Origin of the sequence: Streptomyces sp. NPDC088747 (assembly GCF_044751025.1) — a bacterium.
GTDB lineage: Bacteria > Actinomycetota > Actinomycetes > Streptomycetales > Streptomycetaceae > Streptomyces.
The window spans coordinates 718,979-738,848 of sequence record NZ_JBIVKZ010000001.1; the positions used below are offsets into that span (position 1 = coordinate 718,979).

At 70.9% G+C, this 19,870-nt stretch carries 18 protein-coding genes; 12 read left to right on the forward strand and 6 right to left on the reverse strand.

The features are described from left to right. Positions 1-77: 77 nt before the first annotated feature. Positions 78-617, reverse strand: a complete 540-nt coding sequence (gene def / locus ACIP79_RS03580; protein ID WP_401218739.1) for a peptide deformylase — start codon at positions 615-617, stop codon at positions 78-80. A 153-nt stretch (positions 618-770) separates the two neighbouring features. On the opposite strand from def, the gene ACIP79_RS03585 reads away from it, so the two are divergent. The 7 genes from ACIP79_RS03585 to ACIP79_RS03615 all read left to right on the forward strand — a co-directional run bounded on the left by ACIP79_RS03585 (position 771) and on the right by ACIP79_RS03615 (position 8,964). Beyond that, the gene (locus ACIP79_RS03585; protein WP_387177696.1) at positions 771-2,009 is read left to right on the forward strand and encodes a MurT ligase domain-containing protein; all 1,239 of its coding nucleotides are present in this window, start codon (positions 771-773) and stop codon (positions 2,007-2,009) included. 19 nt (positions 2,010-2,028) lie between these two features. Further along, positions 2,029-2,757 carry a type 1 glutamine amidotransferase gene (locus tag ACIP79_RS03590; RefSeq protein ID WP_387177698.1) on the forward strand — a complete coding sequence of 243 codons (729 nt, stop codon included), beginning with the start codon at positions 2,029-2,031 and terminating at the stop codon, positions 2,755-2,757. Between the two features lie 189 nt (positions 2,758-2,946). After that, the gene (locus ACIP79_RS03595) at positions 2,947-3,972 is read left to right on the forward strand and encodes a 6-phosphofructokinase (protein ID WP_383685057.1); all 1,026 of its coding nucleotides are present in this window, start codon (positions 2,947-2,949) and stop codon (positions 3,970-3,972) included. A 113-nt stretch (positions 3,973-4,085) separates the two neighbouring features. Continuing rightward, positions 4,086-5,039: a cytochrome c oxidase assembly protein gene (locus tag ACIP79_RS03600; RefSeq protein ID WP_401218744.1), complete on the forward strand. Its 954-nt coding sequence runs from the start codon at positions 4,086-4,088 to the stop codon at positions 5,037-5,039. Between the two features lie 122 nt (positions 5,040-5,161). Continuing rightward, entirely contained in the window at positions 5,162-6,676 is a 1,515-nt protein-coding gene (locus ACIP79_RS03605; protein WP_401218747.1) for a DUF6777 domain-containing protein, read from the forward strand. A 39-nt stretch (positions 6,677-6,715) separates the two neighbouring features. After that, positions 6,716-8,701 (forward strand): protein kinase, encoded by a 1,986-nt coding sequence (locus ACIP79_RS03610; protein WP_401218750.1) that lies wholly within the window; start codon positions 6,716-6,718, stop codon positions 8,699-8,701. Between the two features lie 92 nt (positions 8,702-8,793). Further along, positions 8,794-8,964, forward strand: coding sequence for a hypothetical protein (locus ACIP79_RS03615; RefSeq protein ID WP_383685064.1), 171 nt, complete (start codon positions 8,794-8,796; stop codon positions 8,962-8,964). 3 nt (positions 8,965-8,967) lie between these two features. On the opposite strand, the gene ACIP79_RS03620 is transcribed toward ACIP79_RS03615, so the two are convergent. From ACIP79_RS03620 to ACIP79_RS03635, 4 genes are all read right to left on the reverse strand, one after another. After that, positions 8,968-10,173 carry a sensor histidine kinase gene (locus ACIP79_RS03620; RefSeq protein ID WP_401218754.1) on the reverse strand — a complete coding sequence of 402 codons (1,206 nt, stop codon included), beginning with the start codon at positions 10,171-10,173 and terminating at the stop codon, positions 8,968-8,970. 70 nt (positions 10,174-10,243) lie between these two features. Continuing rightward, positions 10,244-11,971 (reverse strand): cation acetate symporter, encoded by a 1,728-nt coding sequence (locus tag ACIP79_RS03625; RefSeq protein WP_383685068.1) that lies wholly within the window; start codon positions 11,969-11,971, stop codon positions 10,244-10,246. Positions 11,972-11,973: 2 nt separating this feature from the next. Then, a complete protein-coding gene (locus ACIP79_RS03630; protein WP_401218758.1) occupies positions 11,974-12,333 on the reverse strand; it encodes a hypothetical protein in 360 nt (119 codons plus the stop codon). Between the two features lie 9 nt (positions 12,334-12,342). Further along, positions 12,343-13,098 (reverse strand): LytR/AlgR family response regulator transcription factor, encoded by a 756-nt coding sequence (locus ACIP79_RS03635; protein WP_383685070.1) that lies wholly within the window; start codon positions 13,096-13,098, stop codon positions 12,343-12,345. 123 nt (positions 13,099-13,221) lie between these two features. Here ACIP79_RS03635 and ACIP79_RS03640 point away from each other — a divergent pair, with 123 nt between their 5' ends. From ACIP79_RS03640 to ACIP79_RS03660, 5 genes are all read left to right on the forward strand, one after another. Next, positions 13,222-13,725, forward strand: coding sequence for an Lrp/AsnC family transcriptional regulator (locus tag ACIP79_RS03640; protein ID WP_401218761.1), 504 nt, complete (start codon positions 13,222-13,224; stop codon positions 13,723-13,725). Positions 13,726-13,848: 123 nt separating this feature from the next. Further along, positions 13,849-14,661, forward strand: coding sequence for a dimethylargininase (gene ddaH, locus ACIP79_RS03645; protein ID WP_401218764.1), 813 nt, complete (start codon positions 13,849-13,851; stop codon positions 14,659-14,661). Next, the gene (gene rocD / locus ACIP79_RS03650; RefSeq protein ID WP_401218766.1) at positions 14,658-15,884 is read left to right on the forward strand and encodes an ornithine--oxo-acid transaminase; all 1,227 of its coding nucleotides are present in this window, start codon (positions 14,658-14,660) and stop codon (positions 15,882-15,884) included. The genes ddaH and rocD overlap by 4 nt, the downstream gene beginning before the upstream one ends. A 413-nt stretch (positions 15,885-16,297) precedes the next feature. Beyond that, complete coding sequence (locus ACIP79_RS03655; protein WP_401218769.1) at positions 16,298-17,023, forward strand: lysophospholipid acyltransferase family protein; 726 nt, start codon at positions 16,298-16,300, stop codon at positions 17,021-17,023. 55 nt (positions 17,024-17,078) lie between these two features. Then, positions 17,079-18,092, forward strand: coding sequence for an NAD-dependent epimerase/dehydratase family protein (locus tag ACIP79_RS03660; protein ID WP_401219238.1), 1,014 nt, complete (start codon positions 17,079-17,081; stop codon positions 18,090-18,092). 45 nt (positions 18,093-18,137) lie between these two features. Here the strand turns inward: ACIP79_RS03660 and ACIP79_RS03665 are convergent, their stop codons facing one another. Continuing rightward, positions 18,138-19,733, reverse strand: coding sequence for an alpha/beta hydrolase (locus ACIP79_RS03665; protein ID WP_401218772.1), 1,596 nt, complete (start codon positions 19,731-19,733; stop codon positions 18,138-18,140). Positions 19,734-19,870: the final 137 nt, after the last annotated feature.

Sequence of the window (19,870 nt, forward strand, 5' to 3'; positions counted from 1 at the left end):
GTTCCCGACGACTCCGCCCGCACCGCCCACCGGGGTTTCGGCGTCGTCACCGCCGAGTGGCGCCACTCCCCCGCAGCTCAGCGGCGCCAGTTCGCCCGTGCCGCCTGTCTCATCACCCGGCGGTGGCGCCAACCGGTGAGCCGGTCCACGTACAGCTTGCCGTCGAGGTGGTCGCACTCGTGCTGGAGGCAGCGGGCGAACCAGCCGGTGCCGTGCACCCGCACCGGCTCGCCGGTCACCGTGAACCCCTCGACCACCGCGTGGTCGTACCGCTCCGTCCCCGCCTCCAGACCCGGCAGGGACAGACAGCCCTCAGGACCGCGCAGGACGACACCGTCCGCCTCGACGAGACGGGGGTTCACCACATGACCGACGTGACGGACGTCCTCGCCGTCGGGACAGTCGTATACGAACACCCGCAGGGACTCGCCGACCTGGTTCGCGGCGAGGCCGACGCCCTGAGCGGCGTACATCGTCGCGAACATGTCCTCGACCAGCCGGGCCAGTTGGGGACCGAAGTCGGTGACCTCCGCGCACGGTGCGTGCAGGACGGGGTCGCCGAGCAGGGTGATGGGCCGGACGCGCCCTCGGGAGCCCGGGATGAAGCCGTGTCGCATGGCCGCAAGGGTACGGTCCTGGAAGGCGCGCGAATGTCGCGCGGGCACCGGCACGGTGCCGCGATTCGGGCACGTGAGTGGATCTCGATAGGCTGAGGGCCACACGATGCCGGGGGCAGAGGCGCGGCGCGTACGCAAGGAGGATCGGACACGATGTCAGGCAACTCGGACCCGCTGACACCGCGGGCCAAGCTGGCCGTGACGGCGGGCAAGGCGGCAGCGGCCGTCTCGCGGGCCGCCGGACGCGGCAGCGGATCGGTGATCGGCGGCCGGGTGGCACTCAAACTCGACCCCGACCTGCTCGCGCGGCTCGCCACACACCTGGACGTCATCCTGGTGTCGGCCACCAACGGCAAGACCACCACGACCCGGCTGATCGCCGAGGCGCTGCGCGCCGCGGGCCCGGTCGTGTCCAACGCGCTCGGCGCGAACATGCCGGCCGGTATCACCTCGGCGCTCGCCGGCGGTTCGGACGCCAGGTACGCGGTCATCGAGGTCGACGAGAAGTACCTCTCCGGTGTCGCCCGTGACACCGACCCCAAGTGCATCGCGCTGCTCAACCTCTCGCGCGACCAGCTCGACCGGGCCGCGGAGACCCGGATGATGGCCGAGCACTGGCGCGAGGGCCTGGCCGGCTCCAAGGCCGTCGTGATCGCCAACGCCGACGACCCGCTCGTCGTGTGGGCCGCGTCCTCCTCGCCCAACGTGGTGTGGGTCGCGGCCGGTCAGATGTGGAAGGACGACGCCTGGTCCTGCCCGTCCTGCGGCGGTGTGATGCAGCGCCCCGGCGACGACTGGTTCTGCGGCGAGTGCGGCTTCCGCCGTCCGACCCCGAGCTGGGCGCTCACCGGCGACCACGTGCTGGACCCGCACGGCTCCGCCTGGCCGATCCACCTCCAGCTGCCGGGCCGCGCCAACAAGGCGAACGCCGCCTCCTCGGCCGCCGTCGCCGCCGTCTTCGGCGTGCCCCCGCAGGTCGCCCTGGAGCGCATGTACCAGGTGCAGGCGGTGGCCGGCCGCTACGACGTGGTGCAGTTCATGCAGCGCGACCTGCGGCTGCTGCTCGCCAAGAACCCCGCGGGCTGGCTGGAGACGTTCTCCCTGATCGACCCGCCGCCGACCCCGGTCATCCTCTCGGTGAACGCGCGCGGCGCCGACGGCACCGACACGTCCTGGCTGTGGGACGTCGACTACACACAGCTCACCGGTCACCCGATCTTCGTTCTCGGCGATCGCAAGCTGGACCTCGCCGTACGTCTGGAGGTGGCGAACCAGCAGTTCCAGGTCTGCGAGAACCTCGACCAGGCCGTACAGCTGGCCCCGCCCGGACGCATCGAGGTCGTCGCGAACTACACCGCTTTCCAGGACTTGAGGCGTCGTGTCGGCAACTGAGCCACGAAGGACGAAGAAGATGAGTGACAACAGCCTGCGTCTCGTGTGGATCTACCCGGACCTGCTGAGCACCTACGGCGACCAGGGCAACGCCCTGGTCGTGGAGCGCCGGGCCCGTCAGCGCGGCCTCGACGTGGCCCGTCTCGACGTACGCAGCGACCAGCCGATCCCGACCTCCGGCGACATCTACCTGATCGGCGGAGGCGAGGACCGGCCGCAGCGGCTCGCGGCGGAGCGGCTGCGCCGCGACGGCGGTCTGCACCGCGCGGTCGGCAACGGCGCGATCGTCTTCTCGGTGTGCGCCGGCTACCAGATCCTCGGCCACGAGTTCATCAACGACCTCGGGCAGCGCGAGCCGGGCCTCGGCCTGCTCGACGTGACGTCCGTGCGCGGCGAGGGCGAGCGGTGCGTCGGTGACGTGCTCGCGGACATCGACCCGCGCCTCGGTCTCCCGCAGCTCACCGGCTTCGAGAACCACCAGGGCGTCACCCATCTCGGCCCCACCGCACGCCCCTTCGCGAACGTGCGGCTCGGCAAGGGCAACGGCACCGGCGACGGCACCGAGGGCGCGTACAACGACACCGTCTTCGGTACGTACATGCACGGGCCCGTCCTCGCCCGCAACCCGCAGATCGCGGACCTGCTGCTGAAGCTGGCGCTCGACGTGAACGCACTGCCGCCGGTCGACGACCGGTGGTACGAGGCGCTGCGGGGCGAGCGCATCACGGCCGCGACGCAGCCCGCCTGAGCACAACCGCACAAGCCCTTCCGGGCACCGCCGCGCAGCCCGTCTGACAGGGCCTCCGCTCACGTGTGCGGGGTCGTCCAGCAGGCGGACGCCCCGTGTGTCCCCGCCCCCTCCCGCCGGTAGGGTGGCGGGGATCGAGCCGGACAGCGTGGTCCGGACCCGGCCCACGTTGAGAAGGTATTTCGGGCTATGCGCATTGGTGTCCTCACGTCCGGCGGCGACTGCCCCGGTCTGAACGCCGTCATCCGGTCCGTGGTGCACCGTGCCGTCGTCGACCACGGCGACGAGGTCATCGGCTTCCGCGACGGCTGGAAAGGCCTCCTGGAGTGCGACTACCTCAAACTCGACCTCGACGCGGTGAGCGGCATCCTGGCTCGCGGCGGCACCATGCTCGGCTCCTCCCGCGTCCAGCCCGCCCATCTGCGTGACGGTGTGGAGCGGGCCAGGGGCCATGTCGAGGAGCTCGGACTCGACGCGATCATCCCGATCGGCGGCGAGGGCACCCTCAAGGCGGCCCGCCTCCTGTCGGACAGCGGCCTGCCGATCGTCGGCGTACCGAAGACCATCGACAACGACATCGCCGTCACGGACGTGACCTTCGGCTTCGACACAGCCGTCGGAGTCGCGACCGAGGCACTGGACCGGCTGAAGACCACCGCCGAGTCCCACCAGCGGGTGCTGATCGTGGAGGTCATGGGCCGCCACACCGGCTGGATCGCGCTGCACTCCGGCATGGCGGCGGGCGCGCACGCCATCGTCGTACCGGAACGCCCCTTCGACATCGAGGAGTTGGCGGCCAAGGTCGGCGAACGCTTCGACGCGGGCAAGCGGTTCGCCATCGTCGTCGCCGCCGAGGGCGCCAAGCCCCGCGAGGGCTCGATGGAGTACGACGAGGGCGGCAAGGACGTCTACGGGCACGAGCGGTTCGCCGGGATAGCCCGCCAGCTCTCCATCGAGCTGGAGGAGCGCCTCGGCAAGGAGGCCCGTCCGGTGATCCTCGGGCACGTCCAGCGCGGCGGAACCCCGACGGCGTACGACCGGGTGCTCGCCACCCGGTTCGGCTGGCACGCCGTGGAGGCCGCGCACCGCGGTGACTTCGGCAAGATGACGGCGCTGCGCGGTACGGACATCGTGATGGTGTCCCTCGCGGAGGCCGTCGAGACGCTCAAGACGGTTCCGGACGAGCGGTACGCCGAGGCGGAGTGCGTGCTCTGAGCCGTAGGTGAGACAGACAGCGAGAACCGCCCCCGGTCGCAGCGACGACCGGGGGCGGTTCTAGTCTGGTGCGGACAGACAGCGCGCAACCAGTACGAATCAGGAGCCGGCGGATGGATCACAGCGGGCACGGCATGACCATGGATCTGCCGCCGTTCACGCTGGGGCGAGGGCTCGAGTGGTCGGCGGACCCGTTCTTCCTCATCGCCTGCCTGGCGGGCATCGGGCTGTACGGGTGGGGTGTCGTACGGCTGGCCCGGCGCGGGGACAAGTGGTCGGTGGGCCGCACGGCCTCCTTCGTCGTCGGCGTGCTGACCGTGATGCTCGTGATGTGCACCAGGCTCAACGACTACGGCATGGTCATGTTCAGCGTGCACATGGTTCAGCACATGGTGATCAGCATGCTGTCGCCGATCCTGATCCTGCTGGGCGCGCCGATCACGCTGGCGCTGCGGGCACTGCCGGTCGCGTCCAGGCGGGGCGGCAAGGGCCCGCGTGAACTGCTGCTGATGTTCCTGCACAGCCGGTTCATGCGGATCGTCACGCACCCCGCGTTCACCATCCCGCTGTTCATCGCGAGCCTCTACGGGCTGTACTTCTCGCCGATCTTCGACTTCCTGATGGGCTCCAAGGTCGGGCACACCGCGATGATGTGTCACTTCCTCGCCGTCGGCCTGGTGTTCTTCTGGCCGATCATGGGCGTGGACCCGGGGCCGCACCGGCCGGGCTATCTGATGCGGATGCTGGAACTGTTCGCGGGGATGCCGTTCCACGCGTTCTTCGGCATCGCGCTGATGATGGCGTCCGGGCCGATGGTGGAGACGTACGAGAACCCGCCCGCGTCGCTCGGCATCGACGCGCTCGCGGACCAGACCGCGGCGGGCGGCATCGCCTGGGCGTTCAGCGAGATCCCCTCCGTCCTCGTGCTGATCGCGCTGCTCTTCCAGTGGCACGCCTCCGAGAGCCGGCAGGCCCGCCGCGCTGACCGGGCAGCGGACCGCGACGGGGACAAGGAACTCGAGGCGTACAACGCCTATCTGGCCTCACTCGACGCACGCGGTCGCTGAATTACCTTCTCTATTCCGCTTGCGTGAAAGGCATTTCCATTCAGTAGCATGGGTGCGAAGCCTCGCGTCCGTTCTCTTGTCCGGCACGCGGGGTCCAGGGGGAAACCGCAGGGGGAGCGGTCATGACAATTCGCATGTCCATGCAAAGGGTGGGATTAAAAGCGGCCCGCAGGATCGCTTTGGTACTCGTCGCCGTGCTGATTGCCGGCGGATGCAGCAAGTCCGAACAGATGTCCGTGGTTCGGGCCGTGGCCGCGGGGATTTCGCAGGCCAATCCCTTTTTCGAGGAGGACGGCCGCCTCGGCAAGGACATGCGCCTCCCGGAGGCGCGGCCCAGCGGCGGCGTGCAGGCCAGCAACAGTCCGGGGCTGTACGGCGGCGCCACGGGCGGGGACGAGGGCTCCTCGGGGCAGGGCGATGACGGTGGGGCCACCGGTGAGTTCGGCGGCTCGACGAAACCCGGCACCTGTGACATGGCCAAGCTCAAGGACTTCCTCACCGACGACAAGAACTCCGCGAAGGCCGCGGAATGGGCACGGGTGCGGAATATCGGCACCGGCGAGATCCCGGGGCATATCGATCGACTCACACCCGTTGTTCTGCGCCACGACACCCTCGTGACGAATCACGAGTACGAGGATGGCAAGGCCGTACCTTTCGATGCTCTACTACAGGCGGGAATCGCGATTCTGGTCGACCCGCAGGGACTTCCGGCGGTGAAGTGCTCCTGCGGTAATCCGCTGCTTCCCTACAAGGGGGACGCCGGGAAGACGTCGGTGCGGTTCACCGGCGGGAACAAACAGTGGTCCGGCTATCGGCAGGACCGGATCGTGGTCGTCGAACCGCCACCCGGGGCGCACCGCGTCGAGCGGCTCCAGCTCGTCGACGTCCATGACCCCGATCGCGGCATCAACCGTCCGATCGGCACCGCGGGCGAGGACGACAAGTCCTTCGACACGCACACGGAACTCAGGGTTCCGGCCGTCACGCGGACGACGTTCGCCGCGGCGGCACAGCGGCTGGCCGACGCGGGTCTCGTGACGTCCTACGACGGCGACACCCCTCCGGCCGACGACTCCCTCGTCACCGCGTCCCAGCCCACCGCCGGCAGCACGCTGGAGTGGGGCGCGGCGGTGACCCTGTTCGTGGAGGGCCCGGCCGAGGACGGTGGGGGCGGGCTGACCACTCCCCCGGACCCGGACTCCGGCGGGGCGGGCACGGGGCCTGGCGGATCGAGCAGCGCGCCCGGAGAGTCCGGTAGCGGTCCTGGGGGACCCGATACCGGCACAGGAGAGTCCAGTACAGGCACCGGCGAGCTCAGCACCGCTCCCGGTACGCCATCACAGTCGCCGCCGTCCACCGGGTCCTCGGGGACCTCCGCTCCGGGCGGCGGCACGGACTCCTCGCCCCCGGAGCGGAGCCCGACGCCGAACACGCCTCCACCTAACCCGCCTCCGCCGAGTACGCCTGTACCCACCACCCCGACCAGCGAGTCGGCCGGTCCCACGAAGACGCAGTCCCTTCCGGCCGGACCGACGTCGGACGGGCCGACATCGGACGGGCCGGTATCGACCGGCCCGACATCGACCGCGCCCGTACCGAGCGACGCACCGCCGGCGTCCGGCGCCGCGTCCTGACCCGCGTACCGAACCAGCGCAGAACCCGGGAGTGACCGGATGGCACAGGGATCACCGCAGTCGGGAGTGGGCCGGATCATCGCCGGCCGGTACGAGCTCGTGGACCAGGTGGGCTCCGGCGGGATGGGCCAGGTCTGGCTCGCCCACGACAGGCGGCTCGACTGTCACGTCGCGCTCAAGGAGATCAGGTTCCGCTCGGCGCCCGGTACGGGTGAGGAGCATGAGTCCCGGGTCGCGCGGGCCCGCGCCGAGGCACGGCACGCGGCGGTGCTGCGCGGGCATCCGCATGTGGTGACCGTGCACGACGTCCTGGAGCACGAGGGCCTGCCGTGGATCGTGATGGAGTACGTGGCCGGCGCGGAGGACCTGCGTGACCGGCTGGCCCGGCGCGGCCCGCTGGCCCCCGCCGAGTGTGCCCGTGTCGGCCTCGCGGTCCTGGACGCGCTGACCGCGGGCCATGAGCGCGGCATCATGCACCGGGACGTCAAGCCCGCCAACATCCTGCTCGCTCCGGACCGCAGCGGCGTACCGGGGTCCAGGGTCGTGCTCACCGACTACGGCATCTCGGTCCAGCCGGACTCCGCCGAGACCCGCTGGACCCTGACGTCCATCCTGGTCGGCACGGCCGGTTACCTGGCGCCGGAACGCGCCACGGGCGGGCCGCCGACCGCGGCGGCCGATCTGTTCTCACTGGGCTGCACCCTGTACTTCGGCGTGGAGGGTTTCGGTCCGTTCGACCGCGACACCGATCTCGCCGCTGTCACCGCCGTGGTCCTGGAGGAGCCGCCGCCCCCGCAGCGGGCCGGAGCCCTGCGTCCGGTCATCGAGGCGCTGCTGGCCAAGGATCCCGCGCTGCGGATCTCCGCGGAGGACACGGCGGCGGCCCTGGCCCGGATCATCACGCCCGAGCCTCATCCCCGTACCCAGGTCGACGGCGGATCGCAGCCACCCTGGGCGGGGCTCGTCACCGCCGACGGCACCCCGGCGGGCCTCGGCGCCCCGGGACGGACACCACCCGGTCAGGGCTCCTTCGGTCCGGCCCAGGATCAGGGTCTCGCGGCACCCGGCACCTACACGCCGACCGCCCTGGGCACCCCCTCCCCCTACGCCCCGCCCGCCCACACCCCGGCGCCCGGCCAGGGTTACGGCCCGCCCTGGTACGGAGGCCCGCCCGCCCCGGCGTTCGGCCCCTCGGGCAGGCGGCGCCGCAAACGTCCCGTCCTGCTCCAGGGGCTGGCGGCGCTGTTTCTCGCGCTGTGTCTCGCCACGGGCGGGGTCTGGTACGCCATGGCGAACAGGTCGGTGACGCCGTACGGCTCCACGGTCGGGCTCTCCGAACCGCTCCGCAAGGGCGACTGCGTCCGTGGCGATCCACCTCCCGCCGAAGTGGCCGGAGTCCCGCCGCTCACGCTGGACCCGAGTTGCGGGGACCTGGTCCCGGACGGGCAGGTCATGGCGCTGTTCAGGGCTTCCTCGTTCGAGGAGGCGACGAGCCGGGGAGCGGCCCGTTGCGCGGAGCTGACGGAGAGGACCGCGGGGAAACTGGCGTGGCACGTGCGGAGCATGGCGGTGGTGCCGACCCGCGAGGGCTTCGACGCGGCCGGCGGCGAGGTCGCCTGTCTGCTGGTCGGGAGACACGGCCCGGTGTACGGCCCGCTCGGCGAGCTCCGCCCGTACGGGATGACCTTCCAGGACGCCACCCAGATACAGCGGGGGGACTGCCTCGGCCACGTCGACGGGGACGCGCGGGCGAGCACGCACTACGAGCTGGTCGCCTGCGACAAGGAACACACCGTGCGGGTCGTGCAGATCACCCACCTCGGGGCAGCGTCGTCCGGCCAGGACGCCGACAGGGCGGCGGACGCGCGGTGCGCGAAGGACGCCCGGCCCGAGGAGTTCGGATACAGCTCCGAGACCCACTGGAGTCACGGTCTGCGCAGCACCGGGCTGTGGAAGAAGAAGTACTACCTGGTGGTCTGCGGCATCGAGCGCCTGGACAGGAAGCGGATGCGCGGACGCGAGTAGGCCGCCCGGCCCTGGCGAATCGAGCGCTGTCGGGTGAAAATGGGCCAAGGTCACGGCGTACGTCGCCGCCCCGCCCGAAGGAGGGTGCTCAGATGCCCGGTTCGACACCTGGTTCGACGAAGGCGATGGGGGTGCTCACCGTGGGCGGACTCGTCGTGGTGACGGCCTACACGGTGGCGCTCGGCAGCAACGGCTGGCTGTGGTTCGGCTGGGTCGTGCTCGGCCTGATCACGCTGGGGATGGTCGCCTCGCGCGCCACCTGACGCTCACTGCCTGGGCAGGCGGGCGGCGGAGTGCACCCCGGGCTGGTATTTCGGCAGCCGGGCGGTGATCTTCATGCCCGCTCCCACCGCGGTCTCGATGACGAGGCCGTAGTCGTCCCCGTACACCTGGCGCAGCCGGTCGTCGACGTTGGACAGCCCGATGCCGCCCGAGGGGCTGACCTCACCGGCCAGGATGCGGCGCAGCCGGTCGGGGTCCATTCCGGTGCCGTTGTCCTCGATGACGACAAGTGCCTCGGCGCCCGCGTCCTGCGCGGTGATGCTGATGTGGCTCTTGTCGGTCTTGCCCTCCAGTCCGTGCTTGACGGCGTTCTCCACGAGCGGCTGGAGGCAGAGGAAGGGCAGCGCCACCGGCAGCACCTCGGGCGCGATCTGGAGGGTGACCGAGAGGCGGTCCCCGAACCGGGCCCGGACCAGCGCCAAGTAGTGGTCGATGGCGTGCAGTTCGTCGGCGAGGGTGGTGAAGTCGCCGTGCCTGCGGAAGGAGTAGCGGGTGAAGTCGGCGAATTCCAGCAGCAGTTCGCGGGCGCGTTCGGGGTCGGTGCGGACGAAGGACGCGATCACCGCGAGCGAGTTGAAGATGAAGTGCGGGGATATCTGAGCCCGAAGTGCCTTGATCTCGGCCTCGATCAGCCGGGTTCGGGACTGGTCGAGGTCGGCGAGTTCCAGTTGCACCGAGACCCAGCGGGCCACCTCGCCCGCGGCTCGTACCAGGACCGCGGACTCGCGGGGCGCGCAGGCCACGAGCGCTCCGTGCACCCGTTTGTCGACGGTGAGGGGGGCGACGACGGCCCAGCGCAGTGGGCAGTCGGGCTCCTCGCAGGTGAGCCGGAAGGCCTCGCCGCGGCCGGTCTCCAGCGGTCCCGCGAGCCGCGCCATGATCTCGGTGCGGTGGTGCTCGCCCACGCCGTCCCAGGCGAGCACGGTCTCCTGGTCGGTCAGACAGAGCGCGTCGGTGCCGAGGAGCGTACGCAGACGGCGGGCGGACCGGCCGGCCGTCTCCTCGGTGAGGCCCGCGCGCAGCGGGGGCGCCGCGAGCGAGGCGGTGTGCAGGGTCTGGAAGGTGGCGTGCTCGACGGGGGTGCCGAGGTCGCCGAGGCTCTCGGGCCGCGCCGTCCGTCTCCCGAGCCAGAACCCGGCCGCGAGCAGCGGGAGTACCGCGACACAGAGCCCGGCGATGAAGCCGCTCACGGGCTCGCCTCCGCGCACTCGCACGCTCGCGCCCACGCGCCACACTCGCGCTCTCGTGCCCACGCGCCTGTCATACCTTGGCCTCCGCTCGCACGTGGTCCTCCGCCAGTTCCTCCGGCAGGTGGAAGCGGGCCAGGATCGCGGCCGTGCCCGCCGGGACCCGTCCCGGCGTGGCGAGGGACACCAGCACCATCGTCACGAAGCCCAGCGGCACCGACCACAGGGCGGGCCAGGCGAGGAGGGCGTGCAGGGAGCCCGTGCCCGGATAGCCCGCCATGGTCGCGCCGACGGCGACGAGCGCGGAGCCGCCACCGACGAGCATCCCGGCCGCCGCGCCCGGCGGGGTCAGCCGCCGCCACCAGATGCCGAGGACGAGCAGCGGGCAGAACGAGGACGCGGACACGGCGAAGGCGAGCCCGACGGCGTCGGCGACCGGCAGGCCGCCGACCAGCATGCTGGCCGCGGCCGGCACCGCCATGGCGAACACCGTGCCGAGCCTGAAGTGCCGCACGCCGCGCGAGGGCAGCACGTCCTGGGTGAGCACGCCTGCCACGGCCATGGTCAGCCCCGAGGCCGTCGACAGGAACGCCGCGAAGGCCCCGCCCGCGACCAGCGCGCCGAGCAGGTCGCCGCCAACTCCCCCGATCACCCGGTCGGGCAGCAGCAGGACGGCGGCGTCCGCGTCGCCGGTGAGGGTGAGTTCGGGGGCGTACAGCCTGCCGAGCGCGCCGTAGACGGGCGGGAGGAGGTAGAAGGCGCCGATCAGGCCGAGCACGACGACGGTGGTGCGGCGGGCGGCGACGCCGTGCGGACTGGTGTAGAAGCGGACGACCACGTGCGGCAGTCCCATCGTGCCGAGGAAGGTGGCGAGGATCAGTCCGTACGTCGCGTACAGCGGGCGTTCCTCGCGGCCCGAGGCCAGCGAGGTCGACATGCCGCCGTTGCTGACGCGGTCGGCCTTCGGCACCGGGTCGCCCTCGCTGAAGGTGAGCTTCGTGCCGCGCTGGATGTGGTGGACGCCCACGGGGAGTTCGACGCGCTCGTCGTCGTAGCGGCGTCCGTCGACGGTACCGGTCGCGGTGACGCCCAGGGGCCGGGAGAGCTTCAGGTCGAGGCTGTCGTCGACGCGGACGACGCTCCGCTCGCGGAAGGACGTCGGCTCGTCGAAGGCCTCGCGCGGGGCGCCGTCGCTCTGCCAGGCGAGGACGAGGAAGAGCGCGGGGACCAGCAGCGCGGTGAGCTTCAGCCAGTACTGGAAGGCCTGGACGAAGGTGATGCTGCGCATGCCCCCGGCGGCGACGGTGGCGACCACGACGACCGCGACGAGCACGCCGCCGAACCAGTCGGGCGCGTCCGTCAGCACCGCCAGGGTCAGCCCCGCGCCCTGGAGCTGGGGCAGCAGATACAGCCAGCCGACGCCGACGACGAAGGCTCCCGCCAGGCGTCGCACGGCCTGTGAGCCGAGCCGGGCCTCGGCGAAGTCGGGCAGGGTGTACGCGCCTGAGCGGCGCAGCGGGGCGGCGACGAAGAGCAGCAGGACGAGATAGCCGGCGGTGTAGCCGACGGGGTACCAGAGCATGTCCGGGCCCTGGACGAGCACCAGGCCCGCGATGCCCAGGAAGGAGGCCGCGGAGAGGTACTCACCGCTGATCGCGGCGGCGTTGAGCCGTGGTCCGACGGTGCGCGAGGCGACGTAGAAGTCGGAGGTGGTCCGGGAGATGCGCAGGCCGAACGCGCCCACCAGGACGGTCGCCACGACCACGAGGGCGACCGCGGGGACGGCGTAGTTCTGGTCCACGTTCAGCGGTCCTCGACCAGGCGCACGAAGTCCCTCTCGTTGCGTTCGGCGCGCCGTACGTACCAGCGGGCGAGCAGTACGAGCGGGGGGTAGATGCCGAATCCGAGTACGGCCCACTCGACGCCGGCGCCGTCCGGCATCGCGGCGAAGACCAGGGGCAGGGGCCCGACGAGCAGCACCAGGACAGCGAACACCACGAGTGCCACCCGTAGTTGACTGCGCATCAGGGAGCGTACGTAGGTGTGGCCGAGGGTGGTCTGCTCGTCTATCTCGGTTCTGGGCCGGTAGTAGCCGGACGTCCTGCGGGTACGCCGGGGCACCCCGGTGACGGTGACACGGCGTTCGGTCGGATCCTGTGGCACTCGGGCCCCTCAGCTCGTGGTCCGGCGCAGCAGCAGGTCGCGCAGTTCGCGGGCGTGCCGACGGCTGACCTGGAGTTCGACGGAGTCCACCAGGACGCTCACCGTGCCGGCGTCCAGGCGGAGTTCGCCGATGTGGCGCAGGGCGACGAGATGGCGGCGGTGGATGCGGACGAAGCCCCGGGAGCGCCAGCGTTCCTCAAGGGTGGACAGTGGGATGCGGACGAGGTGGGTGCCCTGGGCGGTGTGCAGGCGTGCGTAGTCGCCGTGCGCCTCGACGTGGGTGATGTCCTCGACGGCCACGAAGCGGGTCACGCCGCCGAGTTCGACGGATATGTGGTCCGGGTCGGGTTCGTGCACCGGGATGAGCGGGGCGGCGTCCATGAGCTGCGCGGCCCGGCGTACGGCTTCGGCGAGGCGCTCGCGGCGTACCGGCTTCAGGATGTAGTCGACGGCCTTGAGGTCGAAGGCCTGGACGGCGAAGCCCTCGTGGGCGGTGACGAACACGACCAGCGGCGGCTGTGCGAACCCGGTGAGCAGCCGGGCCAGGTCGAGGCCGTCGAGGCCGGGCATGTGGATGTCGAGGAAGACGACGTCGATGGCCTCCGGACCGTCTGGGCCGGACTCCAGCGCCCGGTTGATCCGGCGCAGTGCCTCGGTCGCGTCGCTCGCGCCCTCGGCGCTGGAGACTCGGGCATCAGCGTTCAGCAGATACAGGAGTTCCTCGAGGGACGGTTGCTCGTCGTCGACGGCGAGGGCACGCAGCATGAAGGTGGATTGTAGGAGGAATTCCCACGTCTGGACATGTCGGGGACGAGGAGCTTTCGTCGGCCGGGCGTGGTCACCGCCGCCGCACCGGCCCGGAGGGTGTCGCTGGATACAGTGCGGGCCATGAGCAGCAAGCCCGCGGCGTTCGACGATCTCGACCGCAAGATCATCACCGCACTGATGGCGAACGCGCGGACCAGTTTCGCGGAGATCGGAGCGGCGATCGGACTGTCGGCCACGGCGGTCAAGCGCCGGGTCGACCGGCTGCGCGACACCGGAGTGATCACCGGGTTCACGGCCACGGTGAAGCCGGCGGCGCTCGGCTGGCGTACCGAGGCGTACGTCGAGGTGTACTGCGAGGGCGCGGCCCCGCCCCGGCGGATCGCCGAGGTGGTGCGCGACTACCCCGAGATCGCCGCGGCCATGACGGTGACCGGTGGCGCGGACGCGCTGCTGCATGTGCGGGCGACCGATGTGGAGCACTTCGAGGAGGTGCTGGAGCGGATCCGGGCCGAGCCGTTCATCCGGAAGACGATCAGTTACATGGTGCTGTCCCACCTGCTGCCGGAGGCTCCGGAGGCGGGGGCGACGCATCCCGCGCCGGGTGACGCAACGAACACGCACTGAAGGGCATGAACACGCAGCATTCGTGCGCCAACACGCAGCTCTCGTCGCTTGTCGCGCGTATCTCCCGTTTTCTACCGTGGAGGCACCCCCAGCCCACACCGCGGGAAGCGGAGGAACCTCTCTGTGCCTGACAACCGTGTGCCGCGCCTTCGGCGCTTTCTCGTCTGCGAACCCAGACACTTCGCCGTGCAGTACGCGATCAACCCCTGGATGCACCCGGACACCCCGGTGGACGTGGATCTCGCCCGTGACCAATGGCAGGCGCTGATCCACGCGTATCGCACCCACGGTCACACCGTCGACGCCGTCGAGCCGGTGGCGGATCTCCCGGACATGGTGTTCGCGGCGAACTCCGCGCTCGTCCTGGCGGGCCGGGTCTTCGGCTCGTTCTTCCACGCGCCGCAGCGGCGCCCCGAGTCCAGCGCGTACGAGACCTGGTTCAAGGCGGCCGGTTTCGACGTCTACCGCCCCGAGTCGGTGTGCGAGGGCGAGGGCGACCTGATCCCCGTGGGCCGGTACGTCCTGGCCGGCACCGGATTCCGTACGACCCGCGAGGCCCATCACGAGGTGCAGGAGTTCTTCGGTGTCCCGGTGATCAGCCTCCAGTTGGTGGACCCGCGCTTCTACCACCTGGACACCGCGCTGTTCGTCCTGGACGACGACAACATCTGCTACTTCCCCGAGGCGTTCACTCCCGGCAGCCGCGAGGTGCTCGCGCGGCTCTTCCCCGACGCGGTGCTCGCCACCCGGGACGACGCCATGGCCTTCGGACTCAACTCCGTCTCCGACGGCCGTCACGTCTTCGTCTCGCCGCAGGCCGAGGCGCTCGCCGGACGGCTCGCGGGCCACGGCTACATCCCCGTCCCCGTCGACCTCTCGGAGTTCCACAAGGCCGGCGGCGGCATCAAGTGCTGCACTCAGGAGATCCGTTCATGACCGCTCCCGCGCTCGCGCACACGTCCGAGGAACTGATCCGCGCCGAGGGGCCCGTCCTCGCGCACAACTACCACCCGCTTCCCGTGGTCGTCGCCCGCGCGGAGGGCACCTGGGTCGAGGACGTCGAGGGCCGCCGCTATCTCGACATGCTGGCGGGCTACTCCGCCCTCAACTTCGGCCACCGCAACCCGGTGTTGATCGAGGCGGCCCACCGTCAGCTCGACCGGCTGACGCTCACCTCGCGCGCCTTCCACAACGACCGCCTCGCCGAATTCGCCGGGTCCCTGGCCGAGTTGACCGGTCTGGAGATGGTGCTGCCCATGAACACGGGCGCGGAGGCGGTGGAGAGCGCCGTCAAGGTGGCCCGCAAGTGGGCGTACGAGGTGAAGGGCGTCGCACCGGACCGGGCGACGATCGTCGTGGCCGCCGAGAACTTCCACGGCCGTACGACCACCATCGTCAGCTTCTCCACCGACGAGACGGCCCGCGCCGGCTTCGGTCCGTTCACGCCGGGTTTCCGGATCGTCCCGTACAACGACCTCGCCGCGCTCGAAGCGGCCGTCGACGAGACGACGGCGGCCGTGCTGATCGAGCCCATCCAGGGCGAGGCGGGCGTGGTCATCCCGGACGACGGCTATCTCACCGGGGTCCGCGAGCTGACCCGGCGCAACGGCTGCCTGTTCATCGCGGACGAGATCCAGTCGGGCCTGGGCCGGACCGGCACCACCCTGGCCGTCGACCACGAGGGCGTCGTCCCGGACCTTCTCCTGCTCGGCAAGGCCCTCGGCGGCGGCATCGTGCCGGTCTCCGCGGTGGTCGGCCGGCGGGACGTGCTCGGCGTGCTGCGCCCCGGTGAGCACGGCTCGACGTTCGGCGGCAATCCGCTGGCCGCGGCGGTGGGATCGGCCGTGGTCGAGCTGTTGGGGACGGGTGAGTTCCAGCGCAGGGCGGCCGAGCTGGGCGTGGTCCTGCGGGACGGCCTCGCCGCGCTGGTGGGCCGGGGTGTCGAGGGTTTCCGCGCGCGGGGGCTGTGGGCGGGCGTGGACATCGACCCCGCCATCGGCACGGGCCGTGAGATCAGCGAGGGTCTGATGCGGGAAGGCGTCCTGGTCAAGGACACCCACGGTTCGACGATCCGGCTCGCCCCGCCGCTGACCATCACCGGCGAGGAGCTGCGGTCGGCCCTGGGATCGCTGGAGAAGGTGCTCGGGCAGGGCGTCTGAGAGTGGCCGCCCCGGTGCGGGGCGTGACCGTCGCGACGGTCGGTCCCGCGCCGGGCCGGCGACCCGCCAGGAGAGCGTTTGGCTCCCGGTCTCCGGGTCACCCGTCAAGAGCGTTCAGCAGGCCTGCGAGCGAAGGCGCCGGACGGTTGGGTCAACAGCTTCTGGCGCCGCTCCCACCCTCCGGGCGCGTGCGGTGCGCCCGCCTCACCGGCCCCACTCCGACCGGTGTGACACACCGTCAGGAATGCGGCCGGGCCTCGCGGGAGGTCCGGTCGGACATCGCTACGGCGGAGCGCGTCGGACACCGTGCCACAGGACCGCGGATGCCCATACACTGACACCTCACTGCACGCCTGCTGACCTGCTAGAACACGGCGCGGTTGAGCCGATCCGCCGGAGTGAGGAGCGCCCCGATGTTCTACTACGTGCTCAAATACGTCCTTCTGGGTCCGCTGTTGAGACTGGCCTTCCGGCCCCGGATCGAGGGTCTTGAGCACATTCCGTCGTCGGGCGCGGCGATCATCGCGGGCAATCATCTGTCGTTCTCCGACCACTTCCTGATGCCCGCGATCCTCAAGCGCCGCATCACCTTCCTCGCGAAGGCCGAGTACTTCACCGGCCCCGGCGTCAGGGGCCGCCTGATCGCCTTCTTCTTCCGCAGCGCCGGGCAGATCCCGGTGGACCGCTCCGGCAAGGACGCGGGCCAGGCCGCGATCCGCGAAGGCCTCGGCGTCCTGAGCAAGGACGAACTGCTCGGCATCTACCCCGAGGGCACCCGCTCCCACGACGGCCGCCTCTACAAGGGCAAGGTCGGCGTCGCGGTGATGGCCCTGAAGGCCCAGGCGCCCGTCATCCCCTGCGCCATGATCGGCACCTTCGAGGCGCAGCCCCCGGGCCGCAAGCTCCCCAGGATCCGCCCCGTCTCCATCCGCTTCGGCAAGCCCCTCGACTTCTCGCGCTACGAGGGCATGGAGAACGAGAAGGCCGTCCTGCGCGCCATCACCGACGAGATCATGTACGCCATCCTCACCCTCTCCGAACAGGAGTACGTCGACCGGTACGCGGCCGTCGTCAAGGCCGAGGAGGCCGCCGAGCACGCGGCGAACGCCCGCAAGTTCCCCCGGCTGCCGCTGAGTTGAAAGACGAGCCGCACACTCAGTACGTCCTGTACATTTTTTACGTATGAGACGTGCTGTGGTGATCGGAGCGACGGGGCAGATCGGGCGGGCGGCCGTGGGAGCGCTCGCACGGGACGGCTGGGAGGTGACCGCCGCTTCACGCGGCGGCGGCCGGGACGAGGGCTGGCCCGAGGAGGTGCGGTCCGCGCGGCTCGACCGTGAGGACGACTCGGCGCTCGCCGCGGTGGTCGGGGACGGCTGCGACGTACTGGTCGACATGGTCGCCTTCGGGGCCGCACACGCACGGCAGTTGACGGGCCTGGCCGACCGCGTCGGCTCGGCCGTGGTGATCTCCAGCGTGTCGGTGTACGAGGACGACCGGGGGCGCGGCTTCGACACCCAGTCCGAGCCGGACGGGTTTCCCCAGTACCCGGTGCCGATCCCGGAGAGCCTGCGCACCGTAGCGCCGGGCGACGACACGTACAGCAGCCGCAAGGCCGCGCTGGAACGCGAACTCCTCGCCGCCGGGGGCCTGTTGCCGACCACTCTGCTCCGCGCGGGCGCGGTCCACGGGCCGTACAGCCGCACGCCTCGCGAGCTGTACGTCGTCAAGCGCAACCTCGACGGCCGGCCCGCGCGGATCCTCGCCTTCGGCGGCGCGAGCCGCTTTCATCCGGTGAGCGTCCACAACCTCGCCGAGCTGATCCGGCTGGCCGCGCGGCGGCCGGCGTCGCGCGTCCTCAATGCCTGCGATGCCCAGGCGCCCACCGTGGCGGAGATCTGCGCGGCCATCGACGCCGTGATGGGCGTGCAGACCCGGAGCGTCCTGGTGGACGGCCCGCCGCCGGCTCCGACCGTGGGCGACACTCCCTGGACCGTCCCGGCGCCGGTGGTGTGCGACATGTCGGCGGCCGAGCGGGAGTTGGGCTACCGCCCGGTCGTGCGGTACGCCGAGTCGCTGCCCGAGACGGTCACCTCGATCGAACGCCGACTGGCCGGACGGGACTGGCGGGAGGCCTACCCCAAGATGTTTAGGGCGTACGGGGACCTCTTCGACTACGCGGCGGAGGACGCCTGGTCGGCGTCATGAGCGAGGGGCGGCCGGGGGAACCGGCCGCCCCTCCTTCATCCGTGGTTACGGCTTGGGTGTGGCGTGCGGCGCGCACGTCACATCGGCCGCGTCCGTCTTCCCGGTGAGCAGGTAGGTGTCCACCCGCTCGTTGACGCACGGGTTGACCAGGCCGGTCACACCGTGCGAGCCCGCGTCCTTCTCGGTGATCAGGCGGGAGCCCTTGAAACGCTTGTGCAGCTCGACGGCGCCCTCGTACGGGGTGGCGGCGTCATTGGTGGACTGCACGATCAGGACGGCGGGCAGACCCTTGCCGGTCCTGACGTTCACCGGGGTCTGCTGCTTGGCCGGCCAGGTCGCGCACGGCAGGTTCAGCCAGGCGTTGGCCCAGGTCATGAACGGGTAGTTCTTGTGGAGCCGGGTGTTGTCCCGGTCCCACTTCCGCCAACTGGTGGGCCACTTGGCGTCGGTGCACTCGACGGCCGTGTAGACGGCGTTGCCGTTCTCCGCGGAGGCGTTGCCCGCGGTGTCCGACAGGTCGGGCGCGGTGGCGTCGACGATCGCCTGGGTGTCACCGGCGACGTACTTGCTGAAGACCGTCGCGACCGGCACCCACGAGGAGTCGTAGTACGGGGCGCTCTGGAAGAAGCCGATCAGCTCGGCCGGACCGACGACCCCGCCGATCGGGTTCGCCTTGGCGGTGGCCCGCAGCTTCAGCCACTGGTCCTGCACCTCGGCCCGGGTGTCGCCGAGGTGGAAGGTCGCGTCGTTCTTGGCGACCCAGTCCTCCCAGTCCTTCCAGCGGCCCTCGAAGGCGATGTCCTGGTCGAGGTTGGCCTCGTACCAGATCTTCTCGCGCGACGGGTTGACCACGCTGTCGACGACCATGCGCCGGACGTGCCCCGGATACATCGTGCCGTAGACGGCGCCGATGTAGGTGCCGTAGGAGACACCCAGGAAGTTGAGCTTCCGCTCGCCGAGCGCCGCCCGGATGACGTCCAGGTCGCGCACGGTGTTCGGCGTGGTCATCTGCGGCAGCATCTCGCCGCTGCGCTCGGCACAGCCGTCCGCGTACTCGGCGGCGAGCTTGCGCTGGGCGCGCTTGTCAGCCTCGGAGTCCGGTACGGGATCGGCCTTGGGCGCCTTCACGAACTCCTGCGGGTCGATGCAGGAGATGGGCGCCGAGTGCCCGACACCGCGCGGGTCGAAGCCCACGAAGTCGTACGCCTTGGCCGTGTTCGCCCAGATCGGGTTCTTGTTGGTGACCCGCGTCGGGAAGCGCAGCCCGGAGCCGCCGGGACCGCCCGGGTTGTAGACGAGGGCGCCCTGGCGCTCCGCCTTCGTGCCGGTGTTCCCGATGCGGTCGACGGCGAGCTTGATCTGCTTGCCGTTCGGGCGGGCGTAGTCGAGCGGAACGGTGACCCAGCCGCACTGGATCGGCTTCGCGATGGCCCAGTCGGCAGGGCAGTCCTGCCAGTCGATCCCGGCCTTGGCCGCCTTGGCGGCGGCGATGGCCGCGCCGCGCGCCTCACGGTCCTGGCCACGGCCCGTGTCGGCGGTAGCCGACGGCGCCGCCATGGCTCCGGCTATCAGGGTCGCCGTGACGAGCGCTCCGGCCGAAGCGAGCGCTGTCACCCGTTTCGTCGGTCTGATGCCCCTCAAGTGGGACCTCCCCGTACATCGTTTCGATTGGTACGGGGATCCTTTCGGCTGTGAGGCACCTGAGAACAGATGCGGCGGCGGTTTCTTTACTAATCCGATAACCGGTGAGAGTTGTTCCGTTGAGCGGAGACAGCGAC